This is a genomic window from Streptomyces sp. B3I8 (assembly GCF_030816915.1).
Classification (GTDB): domain Bacteria; phylum Actinomycetota; class Actinomycetes; order Streptomycetales; family Streptomycetaceae; genus Streptomyces.
Genome location: NZ_JAUSYN010000001.1, coordinates 444,639 through 464,794, shown reverse-complemented (window position 1 = coordinate 464,794; position 20,156 = coordinate 444,639). Strand labels below are relative to the sequence as shown.

General features: G+C 70.1%; 20 protein-coding genes and 5 pseudogenes. 11 read left to right on the top strand and 14 right to left on the bottom strand.

Annotation, left to right across the window (positions count from 1 at the left end; genetic code table 11):
- Window positions 1–398 precede the first annotated feature (398 nt).
- The gene (locus tag QFZ64_RS02260) at window positions 399–695 is read right to left on the bottom strand and encodes a hypothetical protein (protein WP_307061711.1); all 297 of its coding nucleotides are present in this window, start codon (window positions 693–695) and stop codon (window positions 399–401) included.
- A gap of 288 nt (window positions 696–983) precedes the next feature.
- Between QFZ64_RS02260 and QFZ64_RS02255 the strand changes: the two genes are divergently transcribed.
- From QFZ64_RS02255 to QFZ64_RS02245, 3 genes and pseudogenes are all read left to right on the top strand, one after another.
- Window positions 984–1,268 (top strand): ankyrin repeat domain-containing protein, encoded by a 285-nt coding sequence (locus QFZ64_RS02255; protein ID WP_307061709.1) that lies wholly within the window; start codon window positions 984–986, stop codon window positions 1,266–1,268.
- A gap of 216 nt (window positions 1,269–1,484) precedes the next feature.
- Window positions 1,485–1,751, top strand: coding sequence for a hypothetical protein (locus QFZ64_RS02250; protein ID WP_307061707.1), 267 nt, complete (start codon window positions 1,485–1,487; stop codon window positions 1,749–1,751).
- Window positions 1,748–3,400 (top strand): annotated as a pseudogene (locus QFZ64_RS02245) (DEAD/DEAH box helicase family protein); the annotation flags it as partial. The gene QFZ64_RS02250 and the pseudogene QFZ64_RS02245, both read left to right, overlap by 4 nt.
- A 74-nt stretch (window positions 3,401–3,474) precedes the next feature.
- Here the strand turns inward: QFZ64_RS02245 and QFZ64_RS02240 are convergent.
- The 3 genes from QFZ64_RS02240 to QFZ64_RS02230 all read right to left on the bottom strand — a co-directional run bounded on the left by QFZ64_RS02240 (window position 3,475) and on the right by QFZ64_RS02230 (window position 6,963).
- On the bottom strand, window positions 3,475–4,389 hold the full coding sequence (locus QFZ64_RS02240; RefSeq protein WP_307061705.1) for an SDR family NAD(P)-dependent oxidoreductase: 915 nt from the start codon (window positions 4,387–4,389) through the stop codon (window positions 3,475–3,477).
- Window positions 4,390–4,576: 187 nt separating this feature from the next.
- The gene (locus QFZ64_RS02235; protein ID WP_307061703.1) at window positions 4,577–6,016 is read right to left on the bottom strand and encodes an aldehyde dehydrogenase family protein; all 1,440 of its coding nucleotides are present in this window, start codon (window positions 6,014–6,016) and stop codon (window positions 4,577–4,579) included.
- A gap of 185 nt (window positions 6,017–6,201) precedes the next feature.
- Window positions 6,202–6,963, bottom strand: coding sequence for an SDR family NAD(P)-dependent oxidoreductase (locus QFZ64_RS02230; RefSeq protein ID WP_307061701.1), 762 nt, complete (start codon window positions 6,961–6,963; stop codon window positions 6,202–6,204).
- Window positions 6,964–7,091: 128 nt separating this feature from the next.
- Between QFZ64_RS02230 and QFZ64_RS02225 the strand changes: the two genes are divergently transcribed.
- Both QFZ64_RS02225 and QFZ64_RS02220 read left to right on the top strand, forming a co-directional pair.
- A complete protein-coding gene (locus QFZ64_RS02225) occupies window positions 7,092–7,703 on the top strand; it encodes a CGNR zinc finger domain-containing protein (protein ID WP_307061699.1) in 612 nt (203 codons plus the stop codon).
- A gap of 72 nt (window positions 7,704–7,775) precedes the next feature.
- Window positions 7,776–8,005, top strand: a pseudogene (locus QFZ64_RS02220) (helicase); the annotation flags it as partial.
- A gap of 886 nt (window positions 8,006–8,891) precedes the next feature.
- On the opposite strand, the gene QFZ64_RS02215 reads toward QFZ64_RS02220, so the two are convergent.
- Both QFZ64_RS02215 and QFZ64_RS02210 read right to left on the bottom strand, forming a co-directional pair.
- A complete protein-coding gene (locus tag QFZ64_RS02215) occupies window positions 8,892–9,224 on the bottom strand; it encodes a PCC domain-containing protein (RefSeq protein ID WP_307061697.1) in 333 nt (110 codons plus the stop codon).
- Complete coding sequence (locus tag QFZ64_RS02210; RefSeq protein WP_307061695.1) at window positions 9,221–9,421, bottom strand: hypothetical protein; 201 nt, start codon at window positions 9,419–9,421, stop codon at window positions 9,221–9,223. The genes QFZ64_RS02215 and QFZ64_RS02210 overlap by 4 nt, the downstream gene beginning before the upstream one ends.
- A 165-nt stretch (window positions 9,422–9,586) precedes the next feature.
- Between QFZ64_RS02210 and QFZ64_RS02205 the strand changes: the two are divergent.
- Window positions 9,587–9,796: pseudogene (locus QFZ64_RS02205) on the top strand (transposase); the annotation flags it as partial.
- A gap of 116 nt (window positions 9,797–9,912) precedes the next feature.
- On the opposite strand, the gene QFZ64_RS02200 reads toward QFZ64_RS02205, so the two are convergent.
- A complete protein-coding gene (locus QFZ64_RS02200) occupies window positions 9,913–10,833 on the bottom strand; it encodes a LysR family transcriptional regulator (RefSeq protein WP_307061693.1) in 921 nt (306 codons plus the stop codon).
- Between the two features lie 314 nt (window positions 10,834–11,147).
- Between QFZ64_RS02200 and QFZ64_RS02195 the strand changes: the two genes are divergently transcribed.
- From QFZ64_RS02195 to QFZ64_RS02185, 3 genes are all read left to right on the top strand, one after another.
- Window positions 11,148–11,915, top strand: coding sequence for an enoyl-CoA hydratase/isomerase family protein (locus QFZ64_RS02195; RefSeq protein WP_307061691.1), 768 nt, complete (start codon window positions 11,148–11,150; stop codon window positions 11,913–11,915).
- 7 nt (window positions 11,916–11,922) lie between these two features.
- Complete coding sequence (locus tag QFZ64_RS02190; protein WP_307061689.1) at window positions 11,923–12,735, top strand: maleylpyruvate isomerase N-terminal domain-containing protein; 813 nt, start codon at window positions 11,923–11,925, stop codon at window positions 12,733–12,735.
- 114 nt (window positions 12,736–12,849) lie between these two features.
- Window positions 12,850–13,557 (top strand): SDR family oxidoreductase, encoded by a 708-nt coding sequence (locus tag QFZ64_RS02185; protein WP_307061687.1) that lies wholly within the window; start codon window positions 12,850–12,852, stop codon window positions 13,555–13,557.
- Between the two features lie 300 nt (window positions 13,558–13,857).
- On the opposite strand, the pseudogene QFZ64_RS02180 reads toward QFZ64_RS02185, so the two are convergent.
- The 4 genes and pseudogenes from QFZ64_RS02180 to QFZ64_RS02165 form a co-directional block, all read right to left on the bottom strand.
- Window positions 13,858–14,172, bottom strand: a pseudogene (locus QFZ64_RS02180) (transposase); the annotation flags it as partial.
- Window positions 14,094–14,294, bottom strand: a complete 201-nt coding sequence (locus tag QFZ64_RS35250) for a DUF6192 family protein (protein WP_373430531.1) — start codon at window positions 14,292–14,294, stop codon at window positions 14,094–14,096. The gene QFZ64_RS35250 and the pseudogene QFZ64_RS02180, both read right to left, overlap by 79 nt.
- A 442-nt stretch (window positions 14,295–14,736) precedes the next feature.
- Complete coding sequence (locus QFZ64_RS02170; protein WP_307061685.1) at window positions 14,737–15,270, bottom strand: GNAT family N-acetyltransferase; 534 nt, start codon at window positions 15,268–15,270, stop codon at window positions 14,737–14,739.
- A gap of 52 nt (window positions 15,271–15,322) precedes the next feature.
- A pseudogene (locus QFZ64_RS02165) lies at window positions 15,323–15,826 on the bottom strand (MFS transporter); the annotation flags it as partial.
- On the opposite strand from QFZ64_RS02165, the gene QFZ64_RS02160 reads away from it, so the two are divergent.
- Window positions 15,759–16,016 (top strand): hypothetical protein, encoded by a 258-nt coding sequence (locus QFZ64_RS02160; RefSeq protein WP_307061683.1) that lies wholly within the window; start codon window positions 15,759–15,761, stop codon window positions 16,014–16,016. The pseudogene QFZ64_RS02165 and the gene QFZ64_RS02160 sit on opposite strands and share 68 nt — an antisense overlap.
- Window positions 16,017–16,276: 260 nt before the next feature.
- Here the strand turns inward: QFZ64_RS02160 and QFZ64_RS02155 are convergent, their stop codons facing one another.
- The gene (locus tag QFZ64_RS02155; RefSeq protein ID WP_307061681.1) at window positions 16,277–17,317 is read right to left on the bottom strand and encodes an NADP-dependent oxidoreductase; all 1,041 of its coding nucleotides are present in this window, start codon (window positions 17,315–17,317) and stop codon (window positions 16,277–16,279) included.
- A 114-nt stretch (window positions 17,318–17,431) separates the two neighbouring features.
- On the opposite strand from QFZ64_RS02155, the gene QFZ64_RS02150 reads away from it, so the two are divergent.
- Complete coding sequence (locus tag QFZ64_RS02150; RefSeq protein ID WP_307061679.1) at window positions 17,432–18,322, top strand: LysR substrate-binding domain-containing protein; 891 nt, start codon at window positions 17,432–17,434, stop codon at window positions 18,320–18,322.
- Window positions 18,323–18,533: 211 nt separating this feature from the next.
- On the opposite strand, the gene QFZ64_RS02145 is transcribed toward QFZ64_RS02150, so the two are convergent.
- Together QFZ64_RS02145 and QFZ64_RS02140 are read right to left on the bottom strand one after the other, a co-directional pair.
- Window positions 18,534–19,139, bottom strand: a complete 606-nt coding sequence (locus QFZ64_RS02145) for a TetR/AcrR family transcriptional regulator (RefSeq protein WP_307061677.1) — start codon at window positions 19,137–19,139, stop codon at window positions 18,534–18,536.
- A 31-nt stretch (window positions 19,140–19,170) separates the two neighbouring features.
- Entirely contained in the window at window positions 19,171–20,010 is an 840-nt protein-coding gene (locus QFZ64_RS02140) for an NADPH-dependent oxidoreductase (RefSeq protein WP_307061674.1), read from the bottom strand.
- Window positions 20,011–20,156 lie beyond the last annotated feature (146 nt).

Here is a 20,156-nt window from a genome sequence, read left to right as displayed (position 1 = left end):
CCCGCGGAGCGGGTACCCCATCGCTGCGCGATGGGCAAGCGAACACCCGCGCTGCGCGCGGGTGTTGCGCTCCCGCTCCGCGGGAGCGCTGGCGGGACGCTGCGCGTCCCGCACACCCGCCCTGCTGCGCAGGGCGGGTGACGCTCCGTTCGCTGCGCTCCCGGAGCTGCGGGGCCTTCGGCCCCGGGTGGCCTCTGCTGCGCTCCAGCCACCTGGTGGCGCTGTGCGCCACAAAGGCCGGGCCCGCTGCGCGGGCCGGCCAACGGGCCTACGGCCCGGGCACCTACAGGGATGGGGGGCTTGTGTGGTCCGGTCACGGGCTGTCAACAGGCCACATGACCCCGTCCAAAGCGGGCGCGGCTGGGGTCTGGCTGACTCGTGAGCAGAGTGACGGGCTCTCAGGCGTGAGCGTGACGGCGGGTGCTTGGCAGCTTGGGCGGGGCAGCGTGGTGCGCGGGCCGGCCTGCGGCGGGAACGGCGAGACGCCGCAGGGCGAGGCTCGCGGTGACGAGCAGTACGGTGAAGACGGCCAGGAGGAGGACGGACACCCACATCTGCCGACTCCCGGGTGCCTGCCAGCCCGTCCAGGCAGTGGTCCCCGTCCACAGCAGGATGGCTGCGGCGTAGAAGGAGCGGATACGGCGCAGTTGCCGCACGGCCCACAGGAGCTGGATGCGTTCGGTCTTCGGTGCCATGCGGCACCGTGTACCCCGATGTGTGACGCCCATCGGGGTCACAGGGGATTTTGTGGAGGGGCCCGGTCGGGTGGTCTCGGAAGCTGCATCTTGATGTGATGCAGCATGTAGCATTGGTGTAAAGCGGGGACATCCGGTAGCGGGGATTGAGGGCGTATCGGTCTCGGCGCGTTAGGTCCGTGGCCGGTCTGCTGTCTGACAGCCACGGCCCAGCAAGGCCGGTGGAGAGGGGAAGGGCGCTATGGGTTCCGATGCGCTAGGGCCTAGCTCCTGGCCTGAGGTGGAGCCGTGGACGCTGGGGCGGACCCGGACGAGGTGTGCTTCGGGCTCACGTTGCTGACTCACGCGATCGGCTCGGAAGGGGACGGCCACCTGCAGTCGGGGCGTCCCCTGCACACGGCCAGCACTGCAATCGGGCTGGCCTACGGTGCCGACCTGTACCTGCCGGCTGCCAACGGGGAAACTCCGCTGCAGATGGCCGAGAGCTACGGCCACGAACCGGCCCAGCGGCTGCTCCAGCACTTCCTCTCCCTCACCCCGGCCAAATCCCCGGGGAGCGCGCGTGCCGAATGATCGCGGGCCGTCGCCCCTCGGCCCGGACTCCCCTTACAGCGACGCCTCGATCTACGTGGACGCCGTGTCCGCCCCGCGGGTCGTGGGCCGGCTTCGAGACGCCCTCGGCCTCGTTGAGGACGACGGTGCGGAGCTGACCGTCGGGCCGGTGCGCGTGGAAGGCGAGCACAACGACTACGCCACCAATCGGCGCGCCCATCCCTTCGGCTTCCTTCAGTGGCCGACCGTGCTGAGTGCGAGGCCCACGCGGGAACGCCGGACGAGGTGGTGCAGGCCGTCACGGCCGTGCTCGAAGCGCTGTGGCACGGTGGCTTCAAAGCTGTAGCCGCCTGCGGCTTCGAGGACGAGCTGCCCGCGCGCGGCGGGATCGGCAGGTACCCCTGCCCCGCTCCGGCCCTCGACGAAAGCGCGGTCACTTCGGGCACGGGCACGTGGTGGAAGAACCTGATGTCGCCCGGAAAAAGGAAAGGTCGAAATCTGTGATCAGTCTCCGGGAACATCAGGTGACCCAGAAAACGGCCATTCGGGAATGGGCCAAATTTTTTGCAAGATCGTCTGTTCCCGTGCAGGGGGCCCGGGGCACGCTGGTGTCCGCCACCGGCTCCGGTAAGACGATCACGGCTGCCGCGAGCGCGCTGGAGTGCTTCCCGGGCGGACGGATCCTGGTGACCGTGCCCACCCTGGACCTGCTCGCACAGACCGCCCAGGCGTGGCGTGCGGTCGGGCATCGGGCGCCGATGGTGGCGGTGTGCTCGCTGGAGAACGACCCGGTCCTCGGTGCACTGGGGGTGCGCACCACCACGAATGCGATCCAGCTCGCGCTCTGGGCCGGGTCCGGGCCCGTGGTCGTGTTCGCCACCTACGCCTCCCTCGTGGACCGCGAGGACCCGGAGGACCCGACCGGCCGGCGGACGGTTCGCGGGCCGGTGGAAGCCGCTCTGGCGGGCGGGGAGCGGCTCTACGGCCAGCAGATGGCCCCGTTCGACCTCGCCATCGTGGACGAGGCCCACTCAACCGCGGGTGACCTCGGTCGGCCGTGGGCGGCGATCCACGACAACGCCCGCATCCCCGCGGACTTCCGGCTCTACCTCACCGCCACCCCGCGCATCCTCGCCTCGCCCCGCCCGCAGAAGGGCGCGGGCGGGATGGAGGCGGAACTCGCGAGCATGGCCGACGACCCGGACGGCACCTTCGGGGCCTGGCTCCCCGGCGCCGAACTCGGGCTCTCCGAGGCGATCGAGCGGGGCATCCTCGCCGGGTTCGAGATCGACGTCCTCGAAATCCACGACCCCTCCCACATCGTCGGGGAGTCACAGGAGGCGCGGCGGGGCCGGCGCCTGGCGCTGCTGCAGACCGCACTTTTGGAGCACGCGGCGGCGTACAACCTGCGTACGGTCATGACGTTCCACCAGAAGGTCGAGGAAGCCGCCGCGTTCGCGGAGAAACTGCCGAAGACCGCAGCCGCGCTGTACGCGCGCGACGCCTCCGGCGAGGACCTGGCGGCCGCGGAGAAGCTGCCCGCGTCGTCGATCGGCGCTGGGTTCTACGAACTGGAAGCCGGACGGCACGTCCCGCCGGAGCGGGTGTGGTCGGCGTGGCTGTGCGGCGACCACCTCGTCACCGAACGACGCGAAGCCCTCCACCAGTTCGCAGGCGGCATCGACGCCGACGGCCGACGCGTACACCGCGCGTTCCTCGCCAGCTGCCGCGTCCTCGGAGAAGGCGTCGACATCACCGGCGAACGAGGAGTCGAAGCCGTCTGCTTCGCCGACACCCGCGGCTCCCAGATCGAGATCGTGCAGAACATCGGCCGCGCCCTGAGGCTCAACAAAGACGGCAGCACGAAGGTGGCCAGGATCATCGTGCCAGTGTTCCTGGAGCCCGGCGAGGACCCGACCGACATGCTCGCCTCCGCGAGCTTCAAGCCGCTCGTGGCGGTGCTCCAGGGTCTGCGCAGCCACGATGAGCGGCTGGTCGAGCAGCTCGCCTCCCGCGCGCTCACCAGCGGCAAGCGCAAGGTCCACGTCCGGCGTGACGAGGACGGGCGGATCATCGCCACCACGGCCGAAGGCGAGGGCGGGCACGCCAAGACCGAGGGCGCGGCGCAATCCGCGCTGCTCCACTTCTCCAGCACGGGTCCGCCCTCGGGGCGGACCCGTGCTGGAGTGAGGAAGGCGTCGGGCGCCTCAGGTCGCAGTGGTCGGCGTCATGCCTGGCCGGTGTGGTCGGCGGGGGTGGGGGTGTCGACGCTGGCGCTGATCGTTTCCCACGTGTCGAGTTCGGCCAGGCGGGTCTGGAGCGCTGCGCGTATCTCACTGACGGCGGTGGTGCCGGTGGCCAGGCGCAGGGGCGGCTGGTCGGCGTCGACGGCGGTGAGGATGGCGGTGGCGACACGCTCAGTGGTGTTGAACGCCGTGGCGGGCAGTTCGCCGATGCTCTTCTGGACGGTGCGGACGGTGGGGTCGTAGTCGGGGAGGGTGTCGGCGACGTCGAGTGCGGACAGGAAGGCGATGGCGGTGGGGCCGGGTTCGACGAGGGTCACCTTGATGCCCAGGGGGGCGAGTTCGCCGGTGAGGGCGTCGGTGAGTCCTTCGACGGCGTACTTGGTGGCGGCGAGCAGACCGACGCCGGGGTGGGCGGTCTGTCCGTAGTAGGACGAGCCCTGCAGGATGTGTCCGCTGCCCTGGGCGCGCAGGACGGGTAGGACGGCGCGCAGGACGTTGAGGACACCGAAGACGTTGGTGTCGAAGATGCCGCGCGCTTGGGCATCCGTGCTCTCCTCGACCGCGCCGAACAGGCCGTATCCGGCGTTGTTGGCGACCACGTCGATGCGGCCAAATGCCCGGATGGCTGCCGCGACCGCGGCACGCAGCTGCTCGGGGAGGCGCACGTCGGCCGCAACCGCCAGCACCTGTGAGCCGTATTGCTCGGTCAGAGGTGTGAGGGCGTCGGTGCGGCGGGCCAGCGCCACGACGTTGTCTCCCCTGCCGGCCGCCGCCTGGGCCAGAGCCAGACCGATACCCGACGAGGCGCCGGTGATGAACCAGATGCGCACGTCCCCGTGGCCGGCAGGACGGCTGGACGCGGGCTGTGCGTCCGTGGGCTGGGCGTTTGTGGTCACGATGTGCTCCTGATCGCTTGTGCGTGTGCAAGGCCTGCACGGCCTGTTCCGAACCGATGGCTCAAGAGGTTTTTTTGAGCGCCGCTCCCCCACCACCACGCCTCGACGTGGCGGGGCGGTGTCGGCTCTCGGCCCGGGCAGACGACAGGCGGCGGGCCAAAGAGGGCTGGGTTGGACGGCGATGCGGTCAGCTGGTGGGCTTCGGGCGGATCAGGACCGTCGTGCTGGTGTATTCCGCGAGGCCCTCCAAGGCGTTCTCGACGCCGATGCCGCTCTCCTTGTGGCCGCTGAACGGAAGGTATGGGCGCAGCCCGTTGGCGTGGGCGTTGATGGTGACCTGACCGGCGTCCAGCCGCGCCGCCACGCGCGCGGCGGCGTCGAGGTCGGTGGACCACACGGACGCGGTGAGGCCGAACGGTGAGGTGTTCACCTGCTCGATGACGGCGTCGAGGTCGTCGTACGCGACGATCGGCATGACCGGGCCGAACTGTTCCTCGTCGACGACGGCCATGCCGTCCTTGGCGTTCGTCAGAATCGTCGGGGGGTAGAAGTACCCCTGACCGGAGGGCGCTTCACCGCCGGTGACCGCGACCGCTCCGTCGTCGATCGCCGCGCTCACCAAGTGGGCGACCTTGTCGCGCTGCATGGCGTTGGTCAGCGGGCCGAGGGTGGTGCGCGGGTCGAAACCGCCGCCGACGACCGCGGCTCGCGCCCGCGCCGCCAGTTCCTCGACCAGGCGGTCGCGGATGGTGCTGTGCACGTAGACGCGCTTCACGGCCAGGCAGATCTGGCCGCTGTTGACGAAGCCGCCCCAGAACAATCTGTCCGCGATGGCGGCTGGATCGGCGTCGGGAAGGACGATGGCCGGGTCGTTGCCGCCGAGTTCGAGTGTGACCCGCTTGAGGCTGTTCGCGGCCGAGGCGGCCACCTTCTTACCCGTGGCCGTGGAGCCGGTGAAGCTCACCTTGCGGGGGACGGGGTGCTCCACCATGCGAGCGCCCAGCGGGTCGAGCCCGGAGACCACGTTGAGCACACCGGCCGGAACGACGCTCTGGAGCAGTTCGCCCATGGCCAGCGTGGACAGCGGTGTGTAGGGCGAGGGCTTCAGGACCACGGTGTTGCCGGCGCGGAGGGCTGGAGCGATCTTCCACATGGCGAGCATCAGGGGCGCGTTCCACGGGGCGATCGCAGCGACGACGCCGAGCGGCTTGTGGACCTTCTCGATGAATTCGGTGTCGTTGTCGATGAGCACCTCGCGGGGCATCTCGACGTTGCCGAAGTAGCGAAGCCAGGCGACGACCAGATCCATTTCGCCGGTGAAGGAGGCGGGGCGGCCCTGCTCGCGGATGAGGATGCGGGCCAGGTCGTCCGCGTGCGCCTCCAGCAGGTCGGCGGCGGTGAGGAGCGCTCTGCGGCGCGCATCCTCGTCCTGCGCCCACGGCGGCTGTGCCAGCTGTGCGGCCCGCATCGCCGCGTCGAGCTGTTCGGGCGTGCAGTCCGGTGCCTGGGCGAAGACGTCACCGGTGGAGGGATCGACGACGCCGAACGTCGCAGCGCCCTCCACCGGTTGGCCGTTGATTGTCATGACGTGGGGACGGTGCAGGGTGGTGTCGTGCGTGATGGCCATCGTTCCTCCTCCAGGGAAACGCGGGGGCGCTGCCCCGGAAAGCTCGGTTGCTTCGGTGAAAACGGTTCGTCCTTGTTGCCTGCGCGCGGGGCAGTCGCCCAAGGCGTCTTCCTGTCTCAGTCGGCCGCTGCCTCGCAGGCGCGGGCTCACTGCCGGTCGGCATCCACGGGTGTGGTGAGCCGGATCTACCACTGGCTGCCGTCGGGGCGGACGAGCAGTTCGCTCATGACGACGCGTGCGGGGCGGGTGACCACGTAGGTGATGGTGTCGGCGATGTCTTCGGCGTGCAGGAGAGTGGCGTTGGCGTAGGCGTCCTTGCCTGCTTCCAGGATTTCCGGACGGATGTGTGTGAACAGTTCGGTGGCGACGGGGCCGGGTTCGATCAGGGACACGCGGACATGGCGGCCGGTGACCTCTTGGCGCAGCGCTTCGGTGAAGGCTCCGACGCCGTGCTTGGTCAGGCTGTAGACGGCGGAGCCGGCTATGGGGACGCGACCGGCCAGGGAGCTGATGTTGACGATGTCGGCTGTTGCGCGGGGGCCCACGGCCGCGGCGAGCAGGTGCGGCAGTGCGGCGTGGGTGGCATACAGCAGGCCCTGCACGTTGAGGGCGATCATCCGGTCCCATTCCTCGATGGGGGCGCTCTCGGCGGGGCCGAGCAGCATGATTCCGGCGTTGTTGACGAGGGTGTCCAGGCCGCCGAAGGCTGCGACGGTCTGCTCGATCATGGCGGTCGCCTGCGTGCGGTCGGTGATGTCGGTTTCGATCGCGACGGCGGTGCCGCCGTCGGCCTTGATGCGCTCGACGAGTTCGTCGAGGCGATCCTTGCGCCGGGCGGCCAGCGCGACATTCGCGCCCTGGGCGGCCAGTGACAGGGCGGTGGCGGCGCCGATACCGCCGCTCGCTCCGGTGACGAGTGCGGTCGTGCCGGTCAGTGCAGTGCTCATGGGTGTCCCTTGGGTGATCGGTGCGTGGTGAACCGCCGAACGATGACACCACCGTAACGCTTATGAGGGTGTCGCGCGACAGCACTCATGGCGTGACGGTAGCGTCGGGTTGGGTTAAGCTGGCGAGCGTGAACAGCGACGACACCGCCCAGAGCACCCGGCGCCTCCGTCTGGCAGCAGCTCCCGGGGGGTTGTGCGTCGTACAGGACTTGCTGAACTCGGCGAGCATGCCCGCGGCCTCGATCCCTGACCTCCTGACCGACGAGACCTCGGCGCAGGCGTGGCTCGACTCAGCGTTGCGGACCTGGCAGGAGCAGACCGGCCGGACCGCGCCCCGGATCACGATCGGCGGCGACGATGTGGCCGCGCTCCGTGATCTCCGCAGCCTCATGCGCGGCTGGCTCGCCGGCGACGTCGATGACGGCACGCCGCACCCGCTGGAAGCCGACATCACATTCCGCGACGGCCGCCTGACCTATGCACCCCGAGACGACGGCGCTGCCGCCGTCGCATCACTGATTCACCTGGAGACCTTGCTGGCCTCCCACACCGGCACTCTGAGCCGACTGAAGACGTGCAAGAACCCGGCCTGCGGCGCGGCGTTCTACGACCGGTCACGCAACGGCACACGCGTCTGGCACGACATGAAGACCTGCGGCAACGCCCTGAATCTGCGCGCATCGCGCGCCCGCCGCCGGCATCCTGCACATCCAGGCGAAGCCATCGAAGCCACTCCCTGACAGCGCCCCCCGTCACGACCGTCCGGTCTGACGGCCGCAACACATCGGACAACCAGACTAGGACCTGGATCCGAGCGGGACGAGGACCCGGCCGACATGGTCGCCAGCGCCGGCTTCAAGCCGCTCGTGGCCGTACTCCAGGGCCTGCGCCCGCATGATGAACGACTCGTCGAGCAGCTCGCCTCCCGCGCCCGCACCCACGGGCAGCACAAGGTGCACGTACGGCGCGACGAGGATGGATCATCGGCGCCGGCGGTGAGCAGGACGGCGAGGACCGGGAGCTCGACGACACCCAGGCCGCCGAAGCAGACCACCTCCGCATCCAGTCGGCTCAAGGCCCTCAAGGATTCCAGTGCACGAGAGCTTGTCGGTTCGGGAGAGGAACGCTGCGGGACGGAAGTCCGGTTGCAGCCGGATGACCGGCGCGGCGGCATCGGTAAGTTCGTCGGGCACAGGACGGTAAGTTCGTCGGGCACAGGACTCCTTGCTGTTCCATGCGCGGAGCAGCCAGTTGCTGCGGTGTTGCGGGCTGGTTCCGCGCGCAGCCGGACGGTCTCCCCCGGTGCATCCATGACAACGATGTGGCCGTGCCGCTTGGTGCCCGTCCCTGCGGCCGGGAGGCGAAGGGGCCGGCGCGAGACCAGCTGCGCGGCATGGCGTCTTCGCCTCTGGGCCCCCCGCGCCCCCGCAGCCGTGCAGGTGGGCGCCGCAGGCCCCGGTGGGAACCTTGGCCGGCTTGGCTCTCCCTGCGCCGGCGCGGGCGGGGTGCGGCGGCGGCGGTACGCGCCCTGCCGGTCGGCACCGCAGCGGAAAGCACTCGTCCTCCCCCGCCGCGCTGAGACCTCCGACTGATCGGGATGCGTCGTCGACCGGGCATCCGCCCCACCGAGCGCTGCCTGACATGGCAGCTGGGCACCAGGGCGTCACGGTGACAGCGGACGTGTCCGCAGGCGGTTCGGCGGCCTTCAGGCGCACGGTGACGGCGAGACGGAGTTCACCGAGGGCGCGGTGAACGGCCTCCTCGACGGCGACGAGCGGGACGCCGGACGGGGCGTGCAGGACGAGTACGGGTGGGCGGGGTGAACGGGCCAGGCGCCCGGGCGGGGAGCGTGACGGCCCCCGCCCGGGCGCCTTGAGCCTGCGGGCCGTCTCACGGGCTGGACGCACATGCCGCCGCGCAGGGGCTGATCAGCTGACGGGGAGGACGTAGGCGCGGGCGAAGTGGGTGCCGATGTGCGCTTCGTGGAGGTGTCCGGCGATGGCGCGGTCGCCTTCGACGCCCATGACGACGTGGAGGTGGACGAAACCGTTGCGGATCTCGCCGGTGCCGGTCATCTCGCCGGGCAGGCCGTACGTGGTGATGGTGTCCTTGAGCGCGTCGCCTTCGGGCATGGTCGAGACGGTGAAGGAGTCGGCGGCCCCGATCAGGGAGACGATCGCCGGGTCGGTGATACCGGCTTCGGCGGCCTGGCGGTTCAGCTCGTCGACGAGCTCACCGGCGGGGACTTCGAAGACGATCATGCGGGACTCCGTCCGATCATGGGGCTCAGCTCCCGCAGCATGACCGAGGAGCACCAGCGGGCGCCAGAGTCCCGGGGGTTGAGGGCCTCCCCCGCCAAGCGGGTGGCGAGGAAGTCCGCCCGGTGGCCGTACGCGGCGAGCTGGGAGACGATCCGGCCGGCGGTCGTCCAGTCGACGGCACACACACGGGAGGTCACGGCCGTCATGCACAGGAGGCGTACCTCCCCGTCGTCATGCAGAGGTGGCCTACCTCCCCGTCGTCATGCAGAGGTGGCCTACCTCCCCGTCGTCATGCAGAGGTGGCCTACCTCCCTGTCATGGGCCACGACGCGGGCGACCTGATCGCCCTGCCCCCGGCCGGGGGCTCGGAGATCCACCTGATCACCGAGCGGACCGGCCTGCCCCTGTCCATCGGCATCTCGGGGACCAACGTCCACGACAGCCAGGCCCTGATCCCGCTCGTGAAAGGCATACCCCCGATCCGCTCCCGCCGAGGACCCCGTCGGCGCAGGCCCGCCGAACTCCACGCCGACAAGGGCTACGACTACCGCCACCCGCGACAATGGCTGGCAGAAGCTGTGTCGTAACCCCTCATCGGTAACCGTCGGTAGCTCCGAGTCAATTGACATCGGCAGGCTGGGCGCGGTCCCGGCGGCCGGAGTGATGTCCTCCGACCGGCGATGTGGCTTCAACCGGCGGTGGTGGATGCTTCTTGAGCGGTGGGCTGGTCCAGGGCGGCGATGAGGTGGCCGAGGTCGCGGCGGTGGGATCCCGCGTTCCACACAGCCCAGGTGCGGCGGACGAGGGGATGGCCGGCCAGTGGGAACCAGGTGACGGTGTCGGGCAGGGGCTGGGACCAGCCCGGAGGCGCCAGGGTGAAGGCGTGGCCGGCGCTGACGGAGGCGAGTTTCACCTCGGCGATCAGTGGCTGTCCTTCGGGGACCTGCGCGCCCGGGTCGATGCCGTGGCTGCGCAGGATGGCGGTGAGTTCGTCGTACCAGGCGGGGCTGCCGGAGCGGGTGAAACCGACCCAGTCCAGTCCGGTCAGGGTGTCGAGGCGGATGCCGTCGGGGCCGGCCAGTTCTGTGGCTCGCTCCGCCGCGAGGAGAACTCCCAGGCGTTCTTCGACGACCAGCATCGCGTCGAGTTCCTGCCCCAGGGGGCGTTCTCGCAGCAGCCCCAGATCCAGGTCGCCCTTGCGCAGTTCCACCAGCTGCGCGGAGGTGGACAGGTGCCGGGCCTGGACGCGTGTGCCGGGATAGGCGACGGCCAGGTCGAGCAGCGCTCTGGACAGCAGGTCGGCGGGCAGCTCCAGCGGGATGCCGATGCGCAGTGTCGTAGCGCTCTCCCCGGTGCGGGCGGTCATGACCGCCAGTGCCTGGTCGTAGCGGGCCAGGACGGCACGGGCCTCGGCGAGCAGGGTCAGACCGGTGGGTGTGGTCTGCACGCCGGTGGAGCTGCGGATCAGCAACTGCGCGCCGAACTCGCGTTCCAGTGCGTTCACTGTCTGGGACAGGGCGGGCTGGCTGATGTGCAGCCGCCGTGCCGCCGCGGACAGGCCTCCCTCCTCGGCCACTGCCACGAACGCGCGCATCGCTCGGATCTCCATGCGCCTATCGCATCACGTGCAGCAAGTGACACACCACGCACGTCTGCGGAACCGACGTAATGTCGCTGTCCGTCACCTACGCCGTGCTCTTGGTCAGGGTGGGCACGAGCACCGCGATGCCACCACGGCAGGCCGTTGCCGCTTTGGGGAACACCCGCGTGCGATCCGGCCGGACGCAGGTCCGATGCCATCACCGGAGCTTATGGCCGCCCTCGGAGGGTGCTCTGGCCAGGCACTGTGCAGCAGACCGGGCCAGGAGTTGAGTAGGAGGCACAGAGCGGAACGCCCGCTCGCCCTTGACCGAGGAGCCTTTCGTGTCCGAGCAGATCCCGTCCTACTTCACGGCGTTCAAGAACCTGGCGATGAGCCGCACCGCATCAGGCGTGCTCACCCTGCGTTTCCACACCGACGACGGGCCGGCCACCTTCACCGGCACCACCCACACCGACCTCCCGCGCGCCCTGTACGAGATCGGCGAGGACCGCGCCAACCGGGTCCTGGTCCTCACCGGCACGGGCGACCGGTTCATGACCGACATCGACGGTGCCAGCCTGGGCGACATCACCAAGCCCGCCCAGTGGGATCGCACCATCGCCGAGGGCCGCCGCGTGCTGCAGCGCCTGGTCGACCTGGAGATGCCCGTCATCGCCGCGGTCAACGGCCCCGCCTCCGTCCACAGCGAGTACGCCCTGCTCGCGGACATCGTCGTCGCCGCCGACACCACCGTCTTCTCCGACTTCCCCCACCTCACCTTCGGCATCGTCCCCGGCGACGGCATCCAGATCGCCTGGGAGGAAGCCCTCGGCGTCAACCGCGCCCGCTACCTCACCCTCACCCAGGGCTCCTTCACCGCCGAGCAGGCCGAGCGCTGGGGCGCCGTCGCCGAAGTCCTGCCGCTTCAGAAGGTCCTGCCCCGCGCCCAGGAACTCGCCGAGGACCTGGCCGCCAAGCCCCAGCTCCTCACCCGCTACCTCGCCGTCACCCTGCGCCAGCGCATCAGCCGCCGCATGGCCGAGGGCCTCCAGCTCGGCATGGCCCTCGAAGGCCTCACCGCCGCCGACCTCGCCTACCAGAACAACTGAGAACGACATGACGACACAGACGATCACCGCCGACGCTCGCTGCGCTCTGCGCCCCTGGCTCGCGGCCCTGCACACCAGTTCCGCACGCCTGGCCGGTACCGTCGGCGCCCTTTCCGCGGAAGAACTGGACCGGCCCTCGAAAGCCGGCGGATGGAGCATCGCCCAAGTCCTCTCCCACCTGGGCAGCGCCGCCGAAATCTCCACCACTCTCCTCCGACGCGGTATCACAGGCGACGCGACCGGACCCAGGCGGGAGGACTTGCAGCCGGTGTGGGAGCGGTGGAACGCGCTGTCCCCACTCGCCCAGCGCGAAGCCTGGCAGGACGCCGACGCCCGCCACCTGCATGTGCTGGACTCCCTCAACGCGCCGCAGCAGCGGTCGGTGCGCGTCCCGTACTTTGCGGGCCTGCTCGATGTACCCGCCTACGCCGGCTACCGGCTCTCCGAGCAGTCCGTCCACGCCTGGGACATCGAGGCCGCGCTGGACCCGGAGGCCACCATCCCCGCACCGGAAGCGGAACTGCTGTGGCAGCGGCTGGACCTGGTCGCCACCCGCTTCCGGGACGCCGACACCCTCACCCGGCTCGCCCCGGCGCAGCTCACCCTCACCCTGACCGACCCGGCCGCCACCATGCTGTTGGACCTGGGCGCCGAGCTGCACCTGTACCCGTGCGAATCGGCCCACCCGGCCGGCACCCTCGCCGGCACGGCGGAAGCCGTACTGCGCCTCGTCTACGGCCGCCACCGGCCCACGGACGCCCTCCAGGCCACCGGAACCCTCACCCTTGCCGACCTGCAGTCCCTCTTCCCCGGCTTCTGAGCCCCGCACCGCCACGGGTGCCGGTGCCCGACAGGACACCGGCACCCGGGCTCCCACGCCCTCACGAACCCCGTACGGACACGCCCCGCAGACATAAGAAAGGCCGCCCTCTCCATGAACCCCCGACGCGTGCTCATCACCGGAGCCTCGCGCGGCATCGGCCTGGCCATCGCCGAACGCCTGGTCGGGCAGGGCCATCGGCCGATCGGCCTCGCCCGCACCCCGCTCGACACCTTCCCCGGAAAGCTCCACGCTGTCGACCTGTCCGATCCGGCCGCCACGCACCACGCGCTGCGCGCAGTCCTGGCCGACGGTCCCGTCGACGCCGTCGTCAACAACGTCGGCCTGGTCCGGCCCGCACCCCTTCTCCATGTCGGCCTGGACGACCTGCACGCCGTCTACGACCTCACCGTCCGCGTCGCCGTCCAGACCGTCCAGGCCGCCCTGCCCTCCATGACCGCCCACGGCTGGGGCCGCATCGTCAACATCACCAGCCTGGTGACCCTGGGGAAACCGGAGCGCACCGCCTACGGAGCGGCCAAGGCAGCACTGGACTTCTGCACCCGGGCCTGGGCCGGCGAACTCGCCGCCACCGGAGTGACCGTCAACTCCGTCGCCCCCGGCCCGACCGAAACGGAACTCTTCCGTGCCGCCAACCCCGCCGGATCCGTCTCCGAGCAGCGCTACCTCGCAGGCGTGCCGTCCGGGCGCCTGGGCCGTCCCGACGACATCGCTGCGGCCGTGTGCTTCCTGCTCTCCCAGGACGCCGCCCACATCACCGGCCAGATCCTGCGCGTGGACGGCGGCGCCGGCACTGGCTGACGCACGAGAAAAGGCCCTACCGGGATCACGTCGAAAAACCTCGGCCAAGCGGCCGTCATGACCAAGCACCTCACGACGTCTCATGCCGTGATCAGGGAGAAGGACTGTGATGTCGAGATCACTGCTGAGAGTGGACTGACCGCGGGCGGCAGAACCACCCAGCACCGCACCGGTCGCTTCCGGACAACGCGGAAACGAGTCCGACAGCCGCACGGACGTCTGAGGCCGCTTGGTCGGAACCGAGCCGGGGGCAGGGGTGCGGCTGGGGATTCACGGCCGTCATCGTGTCAGGTTGGGTCAGGGCCGCTTCGTCCAGCTGCCGGTGCGGGGTCCTCTGCGGGCGATGCGACGGGTCATCAAGGTGATGGCGGCCCAGGTGATAAGGGACTCCGAGTGCTGGATGAGCCGCTCGTAGTCGCGCGCGTGCCGGCGGGCGTTCATCATCCAGGCGAGCGATCGTTCGACGACCCAGCGGCGGGGAAGGACGACGAATCCGGTGGTGTCCTTGGGCCGGGAGATCGTGCTGATCGTGAGGTTCAGATACTTCTTTGCCCAGGTGCCGAGCTTTCCCGCGTAAGCACGGTCGGCCCGGACGAGGATGATCTCGGGGTGAGTTGGAAGTCGGTGGTGACCGCGGCCGCGACTTCCGCGTCCCGGGCCGGCGAGTGGATCGCGGTGACCTTCTCCTGCGGCGTAGTTGGCGCAGTTCGGGCAGGTGGGTGAAGTCGGTGGTGCAGAAGGCGCAGGAGAAGCAGCGGTTGTATACCGGGCAGCGGTGTCCGTCGGCGCGGACGTTATTCATTTCGTGGCAGCGTCCCGCGGGGACGGGCACCGAGCCGACGCCTGCGCGGATCCGGTCGGCAAGGTCGTCAGCGTAGTTGCGGGCGCGGAGCCGGCCGCCGGTGAGGTCGAACTGGTACGTGGCGGCGATGGCGCGTACCGCTTCCACTCGCCGGGGGTGCGAGGGCCGGTCGTAGACCTGTGTGGTGGAGGGGTCCTGGAGCAGCCGCCGGTGAGAAGAATCCACCCGGCGCCGACTCTGTCCGAAATTCCGCGAAAGCGCAGGTCAGCGACGGTAGGGCACTATCTGTCCCTCGTGTCCGTACCGTCACGATCAATGCGCTCGGGGACGTGGGGACATTGGTCGGCTGTCCTGCGATGATCGACGGCTCGGCCGATTTACGCCTGGAACTCAGTGAGGTCGATGGCATGCACGCGCAGAGGGTAGCCGTACACCGGGTGCACCGTCTCCCGCTCGGGCACCATGCCGAGCTTGCGGATGACGTTCTCGGAGGCACTGTCCCCCACCCGGTTGATGCTGATGACGCGGTCCAGGCCGCGGTCCTGAAGCGCAAACTCCAGCGTGGCGTGCGCGGCTTCGGACGCGTACCCCTGGTCCCAGAACTGTGAACCCAGCCGCCAGCTGATCGCCACGGCGGGCATCACCTCCGGCAGGAACTCGGGCACGGACAGTCCCGTGAAGCCGATCAGTTCGCCCGAGGCCAGCAGCTCGACGGCGAAGAGCCCGAAGCCCTCCTCGTCCCACTCCTCCTCCCATCGCTCGATGGCCTCGGCCGTGTGGTCCAGGTCGCGCACCGAGCCGTCGTCGATCCAGCGCATGACCCGTGGGTCCGCGTTAATGTCCGCCATTGGCACGAGGTCGTCGTCGTGCCAGCTACGGAGGAGAAGACGGGGTGTGTGGATCTCGGTCATGCACCCATCCTGCCGAAAGCAGACGCCTCATCGGTAATCCGGCGTCCGCCCGCGACGCGGGGACGACAGGGAGACAGATCCAGCGCCAGGCGAAGTGATTGAGGACGACGCCGGCGACGACCGGGCCCACCGCCAGAGCGGCCATGAGCAACGTGGCCCACACACCGATGAACTTGCCCCTCTCACGCAGGTCGGGGACGGCGTGGCTGATCAGGGCAAGAGTGGTGGGCAGCAACGCGGCCGACCCCAGCCCGGCCGGCGCCTGGCCCGCCCAGAGAACCTGAATGGACGGCGCACACAGTGCGACGAGACCGCTGAGACCGCTGAGACCGCTGAGACCGCTGAGAGCGAGTCCTACCTGGTAGACCTTCTTGCGGCCGTACACGTCGCCGAAGACCCCGGCTGTCAAGATCAGGGCTGCCATCGGCAGGACAAACGCGTCGGAGACCCAGGACAACTGAACGGTCGAGGTATTCAGGGACCGCTGGATGGCAGGAAGGCTCACCGAGACTGTGGTCACCGGCAGGTACGCGACGAACACTCCGACGCAGGCCATGACGAGCGTGACGGCCCGCCGTTCCTGCGGCGCGGTCGACGGGAGCCGGCCACCAGACACCCAGTTCGCCGCCGTCCTCGAGGACATCGCCGCCGACGGTTTGCCCTCGGTCGAGAACTGCTCACCGTGGGAGGAGCTGCGCGAGGCCCACCTCGCGCAGCTCGTCGCCCAGCGCCCGGTCGTCGCCTGATGCCCCACCGTCCGGCCCTCGCCGCGCCCGTATCGCCTTCTCCGACTCCGCCGCCGAGCAGTCCGCCAGTGAGCCAACCGCTGTCCCACAAGAAGCAGGACCCGGTAGGCAGGCGGCCGGGCGGGGATGCTCAGGGCCGTCGCCGCCTTCGTGTCGCAGGAGGACGGCACCGTCCCCATCGGCGTGCGGGACGACCCGCGGATCGTGCGCCTGCCCGAGGGATGGAAACAGCGACAATCGGGAACCGGTGAGTTCCTGTCTCACAGTTCCACCAGGACCGCTCCTACGTGGCGGCCTTCGATCAGTTCGCGCAGGGCCCTGGGGGCGTTGTCCAGGCCGTGCAGCCGGGAGTGGGGGAAGGTGAGCGTGCCGTCGCGCAGTCCGGCGCCGAACTGGTGGTGCCACTCGGGAATCAGGTCGAGGTGGTCCGCGTGCAGGACGGTGCCGCGCAACGTGATGCTCCGGGTCAGTAGAGAGAAGGTGTCGATGGCCGTCGCAGGGGTGCCGGATTCCGTGAGCTGGACTCCCAGCGCCCCGACGAGGCCGATGCGGGCGCCCCGGTTCGCCACGGCGATCGCTGCCTGGAGCTGTTCGCCGCCGACGGTGTCGATCACCGCGTCGACGCCTTTCGGAGCCGCGGCGCGCAGTTGCTCCTCGATCGGTCCCGCGCCGCGGAGGATCACGGCGTCGTAGCCGAGTTCCTCGCGCAGGACGTCCGCCTTGCGCTGCGAGCCGGTGCTGCCGATGACCCGCAGGGCCCCACGAAGCCGGGCGGCCTGTCCGGCGAGGGAGCCCACACCGCCCGCGGCGCCGCTGACGAAGACGGTGTCTCCCGGGCTTACCTCGGCTCCGCGGGTGACGGCCATCCAGGCGGTGGGGCCCTGAGACAGATAGGCGGCCGAGTCGGGCAGCAGGCCGGGTTCGAGGCGCTGTGTGACGGTGGCGTCCAGGAGGGCGAACTCGCGCCAGCCCAGGTCGTGTTGGACGAGGTCGCCGGGGGCGAACCCGGTGCCGGGAGCGGACACGACCTCGCCGATCGCGGGGCCGTACAGCGGAGCGCCGAGCGCGAAGGGGCGCATGGGCACATCGGTCGTCTCGTCCATGAGCGTCCGCATCACGGCGGCCACGCTCATCACCCGGGTGCGCACGAGGAGTTGGCCGGGCTGCGGGGAGGGGGTCGGGACCTCGACGATCTCGAAGAGGCTGTCCGTGAGCGGCGCCCTCGGGGCGGGGCGGGCCGCCAGCCGGATCTCGCGGTGGGTGCGGGGGGCGTGACGGGGGTCGGACAGTGCGGTGGTCATGGCGGTCGGCTCCCGGAGAAGTGGGCTCGTACGCCTTCCATGCTCCGCACCCCGGTGGATCACGTCCAACGCACGATTTTGTTCGCAGCCATCAGTTTGAGAGATGGTGGAGGGATGGAACTGCGCCAGTTGGAGTGTTTTATCGCGGTAGCTGAGGAGTCGAGTTTCACGCGCGCCGCCGCCCGGCTGCACATCGTGCAGTCGGCTGTGTCGGCGACGATCGCGGCCCTGGAAGGGGAGCTGCACTCCAGACTGCTGGAGCGCACCTCCAGACGGGTCGGTCTTACGGACGCGGGACGCGCGTTGCTGCCGAAGGCGCGGGCCGCCCTCGATGCCGTGCGGGACGCACGTGACGCTGTCGACGAGGTCAACGGTGGCGTCCGCGGGACCCTGACCGTCGGGACACTGAGTTTTCTGGGCGTGATCGACCTGCCGGCGCTGATGGGCCGCTTCCACCGCGAGCATCCCGCCGTCTCCGTGCGTCTGGCCACCGCGGCGTCAGACGGCGGCTCGCCCGGGCTCCTCGAGGCGCTCACTGCGGGCAGGCTCGACCTCGCGTTCGTGTCGATTCCTGACTCGCCGCCGTCCGGCGTGCGGTGGAGAGACCTCACCGCCATGCCGTTGGACCTCGTCGTTCCCGCGAGCCACCGGCTTGCCGACCGGAACCGGGTGGCGCTCGGGGAGTTGGCCGGTGAGGCGTTCATCGACTTTCCCTCCGGTTACGGCAACCGCGCCGTGACGGATCGCGCGTTCACCGCGGCCGGGCTCCGACGCCACGTCACCATCGAGATCACCGCCATCGGAGCCGGTGCCGACTTCGTCCGTCATGGCCTGGGCGTTGCTCTGCTGCCCCGGGGCAGCACTGAGCCCGATGCCGGGCTCGTCTCGCTGCCCGTCACCGGCGCGGACCTCGACTGGCCGATCTCGCTGGCCACGCCCGGCAACCGCGCCCGCAGCGCGGCTGCCCGCGCCTTTGAGTGCTTGGTCGATCTGCATCTGCGGTGACGCGGCCGCCGTGCAGGGGAGCCGGGCCGTCCGTGTGTGCGCGGGCTGCCCGCTCCACCGCGCCGCACGGGGGAAGTCGCGGGCCCGGACCACCTTGTGCGCCTGCGTCGGGACGTCGCGGCTCTCGGCGATGTGGAACAGCCCGGGAAGCCTTGCTCAGTGCCTGCGGGGAGGGGCGGTCAAGGGCTGGTCCGTCGTGTGCCGGAGTGCGTCACGGCCCACCGGGGTGGGCCCGGATCGCTTCCAGCCCGCCGACGACCATGGCCACGGAGAACTCGGTCGCGGTGGCCAGGTCGTAGCGCGAGTGGTCCACCGAGGCGGTGTAGGCGGGAAGGGTCTCGCGGATGTGGTCGGACATGGCCGGCGCCGGCAGTCCCTGGGCGAGACCGAACGCCTGGAACTCGACCATGGCGACGACCAGGCGCAGCTGGTCCCGCCGGAAGCCCCCTTCGATCAGTGCGGTGAACATCGGCTCGTAGACCGCGAGGGAACGGTCGCAGGCCATCGCGGTGGTGGACAGGAGCGGCAGGATGCGCCGGTGCCCGGCGTACAGGGCGGTGAGCCGGCGCAGGAGGTTGGCCACGGCCTCGCGCCAGTCGCGCGCGGGGCCGAGGGGTTCCATCCGTTCCAGCATCCGCAGCCGGGCGAGGTCGATGACGTTCGCCCGGCCCGTGACATGGGAGTAGAGGGAGGACGGGGCGACGCCGAGGTGCCGGGCCAGCTGAACCATCTGGATGTCACCGGTGCGGTCGGCGAGTTCGATCGCACCGTCCGCGATCCGTGCGGCGGACAACAACGGCGTCTTCGGCCTGGCCACGCCCGGCGCCCCCACTCCCGTCGAATGCCCTTCAGCGCAGCAGGTAGCCGCGCTCCTCCAGCGTACGACGCAGGTTCTCACGCCCGTCCATGTAATCCAGGCCCGTGCCCGTCACGACGGAGTGGCTCCATGTCTTGTCACGCAGTCCGTACTCGGCGCGGAAGTCCTTGAACGCGGTCTCGTAGTCATCGATCCACTCCTTGGTCGGACGTGTGCGGTAGCGCTCGCGGTGCAGCACGACGTCCTGCGCCGGGCGGGGATGCACCGCGCTGGGGCGGTTCGGGTCCGGGGTGCCGATGGCCATGCCGAATACGACGTAGGCGTACGCGGGAAGTCCGATCAGGTCGGCGAGTTCCTTGGCGTGGTTGCGCAGCGAGCCCAGGTACACGCCTCCCAGTCCGATCGCCTCCGCCGCGACGAGACCGTTCTGGGCGGCCAGGGCCGCGTCGACCGACGCCATCAGGAAGGCGTCGACGTAGTCGGTGACGACGGGCTTGCCGCCCTGCTCGACGCTGATCGCGTGGTTGCGCGACATGTCCGCCACCCACAGCAGCACACTGGGGGCCTCGGCGACGAAGTCGAACCCGGTGAACTCCGCGCCGTGTGTCAGCCTCGCGAGTTCGGCCTTCGTCTCCGGGTCCGAGACGGCCACGAGACTCCACTGGTGAAGGTTCGACGACGTGGACGCCGACTGGGCGGCCGCCACCACCGTCTCCAGAGCGCCTTCGGGCAGCGGCTCATCGGTGAACGCGCGCACCGAGCGGTGCGCGAGCAGCGCTTCGATCTGCTCGTTCCAGATGATGTTCCCCGGCGTCGCCTGCTGCCCGTAGCGGGCTTCCAGGAGTGCGTGCCGCCGCGACGAGTCGGTCATGAGCTGCCCTTCCGTTATCCGAATCAGATTCGGTTACGGCAACCGTGAGCCGGCCGGGTTCATTCCCCGCTGTCCCGGCCTGTCGGCAAGAAGCTGGACAGACAGACCCCGCGCCAAGGGCCGCGTACGGCTTCGGCCGAGGTGGA

Bases quoted from the DNA above. Each gene is read 5' to 3' on its own strand.
- QFZ64_RS02215 (WP_307061697.1), bottom strand. From the start codon at position 9,224: ATGATCGTCTTCGAAGTCCCCGCCGGTGAGCTCGTCGACGAGCTGAAC.
- QFZ64_RS02190 (WP_307061689.1), top strand. From the start codon at position 11,923: ATGACGACACAGACGATCACCGCCGACGCTCGCTGCGCTCTGCGCCCC.
- QFZ64_RS02235 (WP_307061703.1), bottom strand. From the start codon at position 6,016: ATGGCCATCACGCACGACACCACCCTGCACCGTCCCCACGTCATGACA.
- QFZ64_RS02185 (WP_307061687.1), top strand. From the start codon at position 12,850: ATGAACCCCCGACGCGTGCTCATCACCGGAGCCTCGCGCGGCATCGGC.
- QFZ64_RS02260 (WP_307061711.1), bottom strand. From the start codon at position 695: ATGGCACCGAAGACCGAACGCATCCAGCTCCTGTGGGCCGTGCGGCAA.
- QFZ64_RS02160 (WP_307061683.1), top strand. From the start codon at position 15,759: ATGGCAGGAAGGCTCACCGAGACTGTGGTCACCGGCAGGTACGCGACG.
- QFZ64_RS02155 (WP_307061681.1), bottom strand. From the start codon at position 17,317: ATGACCACCGCACTGTCCGACCCCCGTCACGCCCCCCGCACCCACCGC.
- QFZ64_RS02200 (WP_307061693.1), bottom strand. From the start codon at position 10,833: ATGGAGATCCGAGCGATGCGCGCGTTCGTGGCAGTGGCCGAGGAGGGA.
- QFZ64_RS02170 (WP_307061685.1), bottom strand. From the start codon at position 15,270: ATGACCGAGATCCACACACCCCGTCTTCTCCTCCGTAGCTGGCACGAC.
- QFZ64_RS02150 (WP_307061679.1), top strand. From the start codon at position 17,432: ATGGAACTGCGCCAGTTGGAGTGTTTTATCGCGGTAGCTGAGGAGTCG.
- QFZ64_RS02230 (WP_307061701.1), bottom strand. From the start codon at position 6,963: ATGAGCACTGCACTGACCGGCACGACCGCACTCGTCACCGGAGCGAGC.
- QFZ64_RS02140 (WP_307061674.1), bottom strand. From the start codon at position 20,010: ATGACCGACTCGTCGCGGCGGCACGCACTCCTGGAAGCCCGCTACGGG.